Below are 10,818 nucleotides of genomic sequence, written 5' to 3'. Positions count from 1 at the left end.
GCGGACGTGCACTTCGGTGGCCGGCTGGGCACGTACCAGTACCTCGACATGCACATGGCCATCGGCTCCGCGCTGTCCATGGTGGACAACAAGCTGGCGCCGTTATGAACACGTCTAACGGAATCGATTCCCTGAGCCAGAACTCGATTTATTACGACGGCACACTGGTTCAGAACGTACAAGAACTACCCGATAACGTTATCGTCCTCCTAGACGCTGACAGCGCCAGGAACGTAGTGCACCTCCAGAAAATCTCTGGAAGTGGATCCTTGGTAGTGGACCTTCGCGGTGAGAGCAACTGCCGCGTTCTTCTTGGGACCGGCAATGAGATTACAAGCGGAACCCTGCGTATCCATTTTCCCAGTGAACCCGAGCAAATACCAGACGTTTCGTACGTCGACATCGGACACCTCAACACATTCTTGGGCAACGGAACTATCGCTGCGCCCAACGCATATGGCGTGTCGATCGGATCGGGAAACTCGTTCGGCGATGGGTTCACCGTCCGTGGCGACGATTATGTGATCTATGATCTGCGTGACAAAACGATCCTCAATCCAACATCGGGGCTTCGAATAGGATCGCGAAACCATATTCGAGAAAATGTCGTTGTAGCTTCGGGTGGGGCCATCGGGGACGACACGATAGTAAACGTTGGATCGATGGTAATTTCCGACTGGACGAATGAGCGGAACGTCATCCTAGAAGGGCGCCCATCCCGCGTAATAAGGGAGAATGTCGGATGGAGAATAGCCACTTCCCGGCAACGATCCAAGCGACCGCTCTTGACGATTGGAATTACCACGTACGAGCGTCCAGAAACTGTCAACCGCGCTGTGCAGAGTATCCTTAGTCAAACCATTCCTGAAGGAAGCCAAGTCGAGGTCTTCGTCGTCGACGACGGGTCTACTTCGGAGTCGTACAGGGACTTCGTGCGAATGCTCGAAAGCCTGAAGGTCGGGGATCAGATCAGTGTTACTGCCCTGCGGAACAGGGTCGCGACTGGTGGGCCCTCCGAGGGCAGGAACACCGTTATTGATGTGGCCACGGGGCGCTACGTCATGTTTCTCGACGATGATGACTTTTTCGTCGATGAGAGCCTGAGCGAACTCCTCGAATATATAGGTACGAGCGACTCGCAGCGCGTGACGATGCGACATCGGCGGGCCGGGCGATCCATCTATCGCGCCCCAGCAAAGAAACAGATCCGGGTCGATATTGTCGATTCCTTGTGGACGATGCTCGCACTTTCGGCCTTCAGGTTGGACGATGTTCGATCTTTTGGTAGTCGATTCCCCAGCGGCGTCCACTATGGTGAGGACAGTGAATTTGTCCTTCACTTCTCCGTTCGTGCTGAGGCGTTCATGGCACTCTGCGATCGTGACTACATAGTGCGTGGCGACCCATTTCCGGGCGAGAACGCCCACCTATCGCAGGGAAGCGGTTCTTGGTTGAGCTTTATGCGCGGGATCCTGTCCCACCTAGACAGGTTCGCGGACATTCTTGACACCGCGAATCTCCCAATATATATCAGGGATCGCCTGGCCGCGAGAGTCCTCCTTGATCGGAGCGTCGGCTCATACCAGATGCTGCGAAGAATATCAGAAATGTCCAAGGATGCCATTGCGCAAGAACTTCTGGATCGCTACGCTGCCACGATTTCGAGGACCCTGCCGGATGAAGCCGTATTGCGTTTCGCGAAGGGAGCCTCGCTCGAGCAGGAGTTCCGTGCGGTTCTTGCGCGTGACATCAGCGCCTTGAGGCGCGCACGTAACAAAACCGTGATCTAGAAACCGTTGGCGGGTGAGGTGGCCCTGGCGCGTCGCCTCCCCGCTGCTCGTCGCCGCAGTGCGGGTAAGGCCCGGTAGTTGCTCAGCAGGGCGCAATGGCAGAGAGCCGAAATGAGCGTCCCCCATGCCACCTGTGTGCATATCCGGTGTCCACTACATGACAATTACAGGCTCATCGCAGATGAGGGTGTAGCAGCAGTCTGGAGCCTCCGGCCTCGAGCAGAGATCGGGCGATGTAGTGGGTGATCTTGCGAAACCCGAGGGCGGAGCCGCGTAGGCGTTCGAGGCGCCCGTTCTTCGCCTCGCTGGGGCCGCTGCTCGTCCCGGGGGGCGAAGTGGGCCGGGATGTCGGTCGCCCGCTTCTTCAATGTCCGGGGCCGAGCGCAATGACCTCAATCAGTGCGGTCGGGAGGCCGTGACTGACTGCGTCGATGAGACCGGTCATGAGCTCGCACTCGCGGGCCCGCTCGGGGTGTCGTTAGGCGGTGATCATGCGCCGGTAGATGCTCTAGGTCGCCTCGTGCGCGGCATGCTCGTCGCCGGCGAACAACGCTTCGAGGCGCGCGGCCTGTCGGTCGGTGAGCAGGTCGGCTCCCGTGTAATGCGCCCGGCCTCGTAGCGTGGATTCTTCGCTCGGCCCGCGGCAGCAGCGCAGCTGCTGCTGGATGCGGCAGCGACAGTTGTTCAATGCGTTGCCAGCCAGCCTGACCACGTGGAACGGCTCCAGCACCCAGGCCGCGTCCGGCAGCTCCTCCGCCGCGGCGGTCCTGATGGCGGTGAGGCCGTCCGTCGCGAAGACGTCCACGCCGTCGCCAAGCCTTGGGCCGCCCTGAGAGCCAGTTCCTGAGGCCTTCTTCGGTCACCTTGACCATGTCGAGCAGCCTGGGCGGTCGGATCGGGGTGAGGTCTATGAGCGCGGTGACCTACTTCTCGCCGCGGCGAGTGTGGCGACACACGTCCTCGTCCACGACGATCACGGTCACGCCGTCGAACCGGGCCGGGCAGTGGATCAGGACGAAGTGCCGCCTCGGCCAGGACGGCGTCGTTTCGCGGTGTGCCACGACGCCGCGAAAGCCGCCGCGATGCGGGCGACCGTCAGGTGCTGGACGACGAGCCCGACAGAAACCAGTGCACGCCTGCGCGGGACGGCTTCGCCCCCGGCCCGGCCGACTTGGTGGGGTCCTGACACACACGTGCCCGCATGCCGGGCATCGGAAGCGGCGCGCCTTAGCGAGCAGCGTCACCGGCCGCGATCCGAACGGCTTGTGCGCGATCCTCTGCTCTACGGCGCCCCGTGGGCCTCCTTCGCACCTGCACCGGGCGGCACACCAGTCAGGCTCGACCACGCGCGGCAGTCCAGTACCGCACGATCGGGCTCAAGACCAGAACGCATCGTCAGGCCAGGAGAGCAGAAGGTAGCGTCGTCCACATCGAGGGCTTCCAGATGGACAGTGTCCAAAAAATCCATCCTGGGGGACCACGACGCCACCCCAAATGTACCGCCGCACCCAAATCTGCGAAGAGCCCGATTACAGGTCGCTGAGAACCTCGTATATTCCGGCCTTCAACTCCTCGATGCCTCGCTCTTCAATCGCGAGCCGGTAGTCTTCCCACTTCAGGTCGAGGCCAACCGGGGCGCGGTGACGCCTCCAAGGGATGCCATAGGAGTCCGCTACCACCGCGCCGTGGAGAGAACTGGTGATAATACGCTCGCACGATGCGATGAGTGGGATGGCTTCTGACGGCGCCGTTCCAGCATCAATCATGATGCTCTTGCCAGAGTGACGCAGTTCTGCTGGCGCTTCAGTTCGATCCTTGAAGTGTCGCACGTATCCGATCTGATACTGCTTCTCTACAACGCCAAAGGCCTCCTGGGCGATGAGGCCGGGATCTCCCAACGGGATACCGGAAGCAAGTCCCCAACGGTCGCGCGTGAGCGGCCCCCGTACCAGCCGCACATCGTAGCGGTTCGCCCAGTCGATCTTTGGCTCCCGCTTAGGATCGGTGCCGATACCGGCGATCACGGCTCCTTCCTTGGCGCCCCCATGCATCTCGACGAGTTGCCCGACGGTGCCGGTTACGAAGATGTCGGCAGTCTTGACTCCGCCATATGCGAACCTTCTACCCGTAACCTTTTGTAGCAGTTCGAGGCCCAGCACGTCGCCGAAATTGTACGCGGGCAACCCCTTGCGCACTTCAGACAGTCGGAACTGTCCTGTGACAGAGTCAAGGATCGGACTCCAATAGAATACTGACTTCATGTCGACCTATCTATCCGGGGGTTTGCATCGCTCATGCATCGGGCGCTTCGGGCGCGGCCTTCGCATTTCTCGTCGGCCCAAACAGGACTTATCGGCGGGGCGCCGCGAGGGCCTGCTGGTCAAGTAGATGATCAAGCTGTCGGGCGACAAGAACCGGGTGCTGAAGGGGACCAACGGTACGCATCAGTTCCGGAATCGTCGACCGCGATGGGAATGCTGCATGTCCATCGCCCCAGTCGCGCATGTACACGGTGAGGCCTCGAGCTTGATCCACGTGAATCCGTTGATCGACACGCTCCCAAGTGCCCTTTACCATTAGCGGCTTGAGGTGTGCGGTGACGTGCCAGTCAGTCTCGTTCTGTGCGATGAGGAAATGATCCTTACTCCACGTAGCACTGGTGACATCGTGGAGCACGCCCAGCTCATCGAGAGCCGCGCGGGCTTCCTGAGCTGTGCGGACCTGTGTGTGGACACCGCTCGCCGTGCGGAGGTACGTATTGACGTGTTCAAGCGAGTAGTTGGACACGGCGGTCTGAGGATTGACGATTAGTCCTCCGACGCCCAGGTTCATGTGGCGCGCGATATTGAGGGCCGCGAATCCGCCACCCGAGCCGCCGATAAAGTAGATGTCAGCGCCCCAAAGGTCTCCGAGTCCATCGATCAATTGTGCGATCTCGATGGGCAGTTCGGGTCGGCTTTTGGTGCCGAGGTACCAGCCCAAACGTAACTCGTTGTTTAGGGACAAACTGGGATCAGAAACGCTAATTGTTGTGATACCCGAAACCTTGGCTACCTGGGCCCCAGAGAAGAAGGGGCCTCTGAGATTGGATCGATCGCCGACCATTCCGCTAAGGACGACGAGTGCAACACGGGGGCCATTGTCCTGTTGAAGATGGGAAATTCCGGTAACCAGGACGTCGAGCGGAGCTGACGGCGTTCCTAAGCGATAGACGCCATCGTCGGAAATTGACCGGATGTTGAGAGAACCATTGTTGGCACCGAAAACGGGCCCGAATTTCCCGTAGTCGTAAGGGTTGGCGCGCGGGAGGCTCGCATGAGATCCGGAACGGGAGCCAGTAGGGCGTGCGCTGACTTCTGAAATGGAAGTGCGAATCGACACAATCCGGTTCTGCAGGGATTGCGCAAATTTGTCGTCGACGATTCCTGCCGGAATCCTTGCATGCCAGACTGATACCCGCCCCTTTGCGAGGCCGGCTTCCTTGAAAGTAATTGAGTGACTCTTGAGGAGATCGATGAGCGATTCGGTGTGCGACCGGTCTTTTGGCACCAGTTGAACGTCCACCTCGTCATTTCGAACGAGGATGTCAAACGCGAGGACGATATCGCCCAGCTTGAATTCGTGCACCGACGCTGGTCCCCGACTCCAGATGGCGTGACGGTGCCATTTCCCCGGGAGCTGGTGGCGGAGAGTGGTATGTATCGCCGCCACTTGGTTGGCGCGTAGCTTGAGGCTGTCAGTGCCCTTGGACTCGGCAGAGGAAGTCTTGGAGGGCGCCTTGGGCGATCGGCTCGGTCGACTTTGCGTTTTCGGCTGGTCGGAAAGCTCGAGTGGGGCATCTGGTTCGGCCGCAGGGGGCCGGGCGTTGCGGCCATCTTGTCCCGTAAGTCGACGTACGATTTCGAGATAGACGCGCTCGGCGTAATGGAATGGCGCATCGCCCCACGGATGATCCGGGCTGGACGTGACGGCACCGGGCCGCATCGAGATGACCCTCGCGCTGAGGGCGTCTGCAGCGACGTTCACGTATGGCTGAAAGATCGGGTTCGCTTCGGATGCCGTGACTCCGAAACTCGGAGGCGTGGGTGTTCCGGATTCCGACCTCTCGGCCCATGGAATGTCGAGGAGCACAATTGCCGCGTGGGGCATGTGGTGGCGAATGAGCGCGCCGACCGCGGCTATTCCCTGCGACCAGTACTGGAAGTGTTGCTCGCTGCCGAACGGGAAGTGCTGGGAACCGGGAGGCAGGTGCTGTTCTGCACCCGACTGAATGAGCTCGGGTGAACGTGTGACGACGGAGCCGTCGGGGAGCACGTACGCACCTAGGCGCTCGTCGACGAGGTCGACAATGACAAGGTCCGTCTGTGACGCTACCTCAGGTACTAGCGTTTGCATGCTGGATGCGTAGTCACCTGAGACCATTCGCTGCTGGAACGGCGATTCGAGTTGGGGCGGGCCCACCAGTGTCACGGGACGGGTGTACGCGCTGAGAGCCGACTGCCGGGCGACATACTGCAGTAGTTCAAACTGGGTCGGGTCGAGGTGTTCGAATGTGTCGCGCGAGACGCATGATCCGTAGATGAAGACGCGGTTCTTGCTCATGTGGTTCCTTTGATTCCCCAGTCTGCGGGACGCGGACCGAGCGTGAGCAGGTGGGTGATGGCTGCAACGGCCCGGGTTGCGCTGCGTCCGTCCCCATAAGGGTTGACCGCGCGGGCCATCGAAAGATATGCGGCTTCGTCGGTAATTAGGGTGGTGACTTCCTCGACAATGCGCTGCTCGTCGGTGCCTACGAGACGCACGTTTCCAGCGGCCACTGCCTCGGGCCGCTCGGTGTTATCTCGCATGACGAGCACGGGCTTGCCCAGAGACGGTGCCTCTTCCTGAACACCACCGGAGTCGGTTAGGACGATAGTTGCAAGGGACAGCATCCGGGTGAACTCGCCGTAGGCCAGTGGCTCCGTGATTGTAACGTTGTTGATGCCGACGAGGTGCGGAAGCAGGGCTTCGCGGACGAAAGGGTTGCGGTGCGCGGGCAGTACGAGCTGCACCTCGGGGAACGCCCTTGCCAGGTGCGCAAGGGCTCGCCCGACGCCCCGCATTGCGCCGCCCCAGTTCTCGCGGCGGTGGGTCGTAACGAGGAGGATGCGTCGGCCTGAGTCGGCGAGGTTCTCGAGTACCGGGTCGTCAAACGGGGTTTTGTGCTGTACCGAGGCGAAGAGTGCATCGATCACCGTGTTCCCTGTCACGGCGATGGCGTCCGGGGCGACGCCTTCGCGTAAAAGGTTGTTGCGGTTCACCTGTGTAGGTGCGAGGTGGAGTGTCGAGAGTTGTGAAGTCAGCCGTCGGTTCGCCTCTTCTGGGAAAGGCGACGAGATGTTCCCCGAGCGGAGGCCCGCCTCGACGTGTACCACCGGAATTCCACGGTGGAAGGCGGCGAGTGCGGCGGCCGTTGAGGTGGATGTGTCACCCTGCACGATGATCGCTGCGGGTTTTTCCGCCTCGAGAACGGGATCGAGGCGTTCGAGGACGCGAGCAACGATCATCGAGAGCGATGCGCCGTGCTCGAAGATGTCGAGGTCGTGGTCAGGAGTGATACCGAAGATTTCGTTGACCTGGTCGAGCATCTCGCGGTGCTGACCGGTGACCACGGTGACTGAGTCGAGCTCCGTGCTCGCCTCGAGGGCTCTGATAACCGGCGCGACTTTGATCGCCTCGGGGCGGGTGCCATACACGGTCATGATGCGTGGCCGCATTGGCTACCGACCTCCCTGGTTGCGCCCGGACGAGGCGTTCCGGGGCCTCACGTGACGGGAGGTGTAGTGGCGGGACGAGCGTGCCTCCTCCACCCGAACGGTGGTCTGCTCCCGCTCGGCGAATGCGGTCTCGATGATTCGTTTCGCCTCATCCGGCTTGTCCTTGGCGACCGCCCATGCCCACTTCCGGTAGCGCAGCGCTACGTCTTCGGCGGGCCCGTCGAGCACGAGGCGGCCATGGTTGAGCCAGATTGCACGCGTGCAACTCTCCTCGATGGTCTGCGCGGCGTGGGACACCAGGAATACGGTGCCGGCGCGCTTCCGCAGTGCCTGCATTCGAGCCTCACTGCGTTCTTTGAAGGCGGCATCGCCTGTGGCGAGGGCCTCGTCGATGAGGAGGATGTGCGGGTTGGACGCCGTGGCGATCGCGAAACGTAGGCGAGCTCCCATGCCAGACGAGTAGGTCTTCATCGGCAGGTAGATGGACTTTCCGAGCCCAGCGTGTTCCGTGACCTCTGGCACGGCGGCCTCGGCCTGGGCGGGCGTGAGCCCCATGGCAAGGCAGCCGAGGCGGATGTTCTCCTCGCCCGACAGGTCTGGGACCAGGGCGGCGTTCACGCCGATGAGCACCGGCGTGCTCTCTGCGAGCACGCGACCCTTCGCGGGGTTCTCCAGCCCGGCGATGATGCGCAGCAGCGTGCTCTTGCCTGAACCGTTCTGTCCTACCAAGCCGATCTGCTCGCCCGACCTCGCCACGAACGAGATGCCCGACAGTGCGCGCACGAGCACCTTGGGATCGTTGCCCAGCACAGTGCGTGCGGCCCGCACGACCGGGTTGACGCGTCGCCTACGCTCGGCGGCGTCCGTCGAGGGCACGCGGTAACGGACGCTGACGTCCTGCACGGCCACGGTGGCCTGGGCGAAGGGATCCGGCACGGCGAGTTCAGACACGGCCATAGGACTCCTCCGCCTGCCAGAACACAGCGAAGCCCACGACGAGGGTGCCCAAAGCCCACGCGCTCAATCCCACCCAGGTCGACACAGAGGGAGCGACCCCGTAGAGCAGCGTGTCGCGGGCGGCGTCGAGAACCATGTACATGGGGTTCGCTTCCATCAACCCGACGATCAACGGATAGTTCTCGAAGCGTTCGATAGAGAAGAACACTGCTGACCCGTACAGCCAAAAGCGCATCAGCACGCCGATGAGTTGGTTGAGGTCTGGTAATGAAGCCGCAGCACGGGCGAGTAGGAGGGCTAGCCCGGTCACGAACACTGTCTGCAGTACTAACACGATCGGGAAGAGTGCGGCGACCGAGTTCCAGTTTTCTCGCTCTGGAAGTATCAAGATCAGCACGAGCATCGCGCTAAGCGTTGGCACGAGGTTGAGGACGCGACGCAGCACCACAGAGATAGGCAGCGACGCTCGAGGGAAACTAAATGCGCGGATGAGGTTTCGCCCGCCAGCGACGGATTTCGCGCCCCCGGTCACGCTCTGCGAGGTGAACTGGAACAAGAAGACGCCGATGATGAGGTAGCCCAGGAAGTTGGGAATCCCTCGGTCGGCCCCGAGTACCTTGCCGAAGATCAGGTAGTAGGCCAGCCCGTTGAGCATCGGGTTGAGGACCAGCCACGCCTGCCCCAGCAGGGTCTCCCGCGTGCCGCTGGTGACCTTGGCCCGCGCCTCGGCCCACAGGAAGTGCCGCCGCTTCCACAACTGCGCGAGGTAGGTGCGGATCGGGGGCCGCGCACCCACCGGGGTGAGGCGACCGGTGGAGACTACCTCGAGAGTAGAGGCCTGCTTGCCGAAGAGCTCGGCGTACAGGTCAGCGGGGCGCGTCTCCGCGCCCTGCTGAACACCCGTCTCGTGCGTCATCGCCCCGCATCTTAAGGGGATGGTGTGCGCTACCGTCTCCACGGTTCGTCGTTGGGAAGGGTGGAAGCGTGAGGATCTCGGTGATCGGCCTGGGCTACCTGGGCGCGGTGCATGCAGCGAGCATGGCCAAGCTGGGCCACGACGTCGTGGGTGTCGACGTCGATGCGGCCAAGGTGGACGCGCTCGCAGCTGGAACGCCGCCGTTCTACGAGCCCGGGCTCGGCGAGCTCTTGACTGAGGTCAGCGCCACAGGGCGTCTTCAGGTCACCACGGACCTATCGGCTGTTCGAGGTGCTCAGGTCCACTTCGTCTGCGTCGGAACGCCGCAGCGTGCAGACGGCTACGCCGCCGACCTGACCTACGTCGATGCGGCCATCCAGAACCTGACCGCGCATCTTTCAGCGGGTGAAATCGTTGTGGGTAAATCCACAGTGCCTGTCGGTACCGCCGAGCGGCTCGCGGAGGTCGTGCGGCGTGCCGTGCCGGGCGCGCATCTCGCGTGGAACCCGGAGTTCCTCCGGGAAGGATTCGCTGTCCAGGACACCCTGAGCCCCGACCGCATCGTCTATGGCGTGCCGGGCGGGGAGGCAGCCGTGACCGTCACTGCCGCACTCGACGCGGTGTACGAAGCCCCGTTGTCGACCGGCATCCCACGCATCGTCTCCGACCTGCCTACCGCTGAACTCGTCAAGGTGGCGGCGAACTCGTTCCTCGCCACGAAGATCTCGTTCATCAACGCGATGGCGGAGCTGTGCGAGGTCGCAGGCGCGGACGTCACGCAGCTCGCGGACGCAATCGGACACGACGCTCGCATCGGCCGACGCTTCCTCAACGCGGGTCTCGGCTTCGGGGGAGGTTGCCTCCCCAAGGACATCCGGGCGTTCATGGCGCGTGCGGACGAACTGGGCGCCGGTGAGGCCGTCGCGTTCCTCGGTGAGGTCGACGCCATCAACATCCGCCGTCGAGTGCGTATGGTCGAGCTCGCCCGAGAAGTGCTCGACGGTTCCATCACGGGGAAGCGGGTCACGGTCTTGGGGGCGTCCTTCAAGCCCGACAGCGACGACGTCCGCGACTCGCCCGCGCTCGACGTCGCGGCGCGGCTGTCCGAGCTGGGCGCGGTCGTCACCGTGCACGACCCGCAGGCCATCGACAATGCCCGCGCGAAGCAGCCGCGCCTCCACTACGAGCGGGACCTGGAGGCCGCTCTCGCCGGCGCGGACGCCGTCCTGCTGCTCACGGAGTGGAGGCAGTACCGCGACCTCGACCCGGAGCGTGTGGGGACGCTCGTCGCGCAGCGCACGATCCTCGACGGCCGCAACGCCCTCAGCCGCACAGCCTGGACCGACGCGGGCTGGCAGTATCGTGCCCTCGGCCGGCGCTGAGCCGGTCGGTCCCTCCA

Annotated in this window: 7 protein-coding genes and 1 pseudogene; 2 read left to right on the top strand and 6 right to left on the bottom strand. The window is 62.6% G+C overall.

Features of this window, described 5'->3' with window-relative positions:
• The first annotated feature begins 104 nt into the window (after window positions 1–104).
• Window positions 105–1,790: a glycosyltransferase gene (locus tag ABZ493_RS19020; protein WP_430583691.1), complete on the top strand. Its 1,686-nt coding sequence runs from the start codon at window positions 105–107 to the stop codon at window positions 1,788–1,790.
• A gap of 172 nt (window positions 1,791–1,962) precedes the next feature.
• Here ABZ493_RS19020 and ABZ493_RS19015 read toward each other — a convergent pair.
• The 6 genes and pseudogenes from ABZ493_RS19015 to ABZ493_RS18990 all read right to left on the bottom strand — a co-directional run bounded on the left by ABZ493_RS19015 (window position 1,963) and on the right by ABZ493_RS18990 (window position 9,419).
• Window positions 1,963–3,219, bottom strand: a pseudogene (locus ABZ493_RS19015) (ISL3 family transposase).
• Between the two features lie 100 nt (window positions 3,220–3,319).
• Window positions 3,320–4,051 carry a polysaccharide pyruvyl transferase family protein gene (locus ABZ493_RS19010; protein WP_430583690.1) on the bottom strand — a complete coding sequence of 244 codons (732 nt, stop codon included), beginning with the start codon at window positions 4,049–4,051 and terminating at the stop codon, window positions 3,320–3,322.
• An 88-nt stretch (window positions 4,052–4,139) separates the two neighbouring features.
• Window positions 4,140–6,392, bottom strand: a complete 2,253-nt coding sequence (locus tag ABZ493_RS19005; RefSeq protein ID WP_430583689.1) for a DUF6270 domain-containing protein — start codon at window positions 6,390–6,392, stop codon at window positions 4,140–4,142.
• Window positions 6,389–7,546, bottom strand: a complete 1,158-nt coding sequence (gene wecB, locus ABZ493_RS19000) for a UDP-N-acetylglucosamine 2-epimerase (non-hydrolyzing) (RefSeq protein ID WP_430583688.1) — start codon at window positions 7,544–7,546, stop codon at window positions 6,389–6,391. Before wecB ends, ABZ493_RS19005 begins: the two co-directional genes overlap by 4 nt.
• A gap of 3 nt (window positions 7,547–7,549) precedes the next feature.
• Entirely contained in the window at window positions 7,550–8,503 is a 954-nt protein-coding gene (locus ABZ493_RS18995) for an ABC transporter ATP-binding protein (RefSeq protein WP_430583687.1), read from the bottom strand.
• Window positions 8,490–9,419 carry an ABC transporter permease gene (locus tag ABZ493_RS18990; RefSeq protein ID WP_430583686.1) on the bottom strand — a complete coding sequence of 310 codons (930 nt, stop codon included), beginning with the start codon at window positions 9,417–9,419 and terminating at the stop codon, window positions 8,490–8,492. The genes ABZ493_RS18995 and ABZ493_RS18990 overlap by 14 nt, the downstream gene beginning before the upstream one ends.
• 68 nt (window positions 9,420–9,487) lie before the next feature.
• Between ABZ493_RS18990 and ABZ493_RS18985 the strand changes: the two genes are divergently transcribed.
• Window positions 9,488–10,801, top strand: coding sequence for a UDP-glucose/GDP-mannose dehydrogenase family protein (locus tag ABZ493_RS18985; RefSeq protein ID WP_430583685.1), 1,314 nt, complete (start codon window positions 9,488–9,490; stop codon window positions 10,799–10,801).
• Window positions 10,802–10,818: the final 17 nt, after the last annotated feature.

The organism is Isoptericola sp. NPDC019482 (assembly GCF_040632295.1).
Classification (GTDB): domain Bacteria; phylum Actinomycetota; class Actinomycetes; order Actinomycetales; family Cellulomonadaceae; genus Isoptericola.
This window is presented reverse-complemented; position numbering and strand designations above follow the sequence as displayed.

Excerpts from the sequence above, each read along its gene's own strand:
- ABZ493_RS19020 (WP_430583691.1), top strand. The coding sequence starts at position 105 with ATGAACACGTCTAACGGAATCGATTCCCTGAGCCAGAACTCGATTTAT.
- ABZ493_RS19010 (WP_430583690.1), bottom strand. The coding sequence starts at position 4,051 with ATGAAGTCAGTATTCTATTGGAGTCCGATCCTTGACTCTGTCACAGGA.
- ABZ493_RS19005 (WP_430583689.1), bottom strand. The coding sequence starts at position 6,392 with ATGAGCAAGAACCGCGTCTTCATCTACGGATCATGCGTCTCGCGCGAC.
- wecB (WP_430583688.1), bottom strand. The coding sequence starts at position 7,546 with ATGCGGCCACGCATCATGACCGTGTATGGCACCCGCCCCGAGGCGATC.
- ABZ493_RS18995 (WP_430583687.1), bottom strand. The coding sequence starts at position 8,503 with ATGGCCGTGTCTGAACTCGCCGTGCCGGATCCCTTCGCCCAGGCCACC.
- ABZ493_RS18990 (WP_430583686.1), bottom strand. The coding sequence starts at position 9,419 with ATGACGCACGAGACGGGTGTTCAGCAGGGCGCGGAGACGCGCCCCGCT.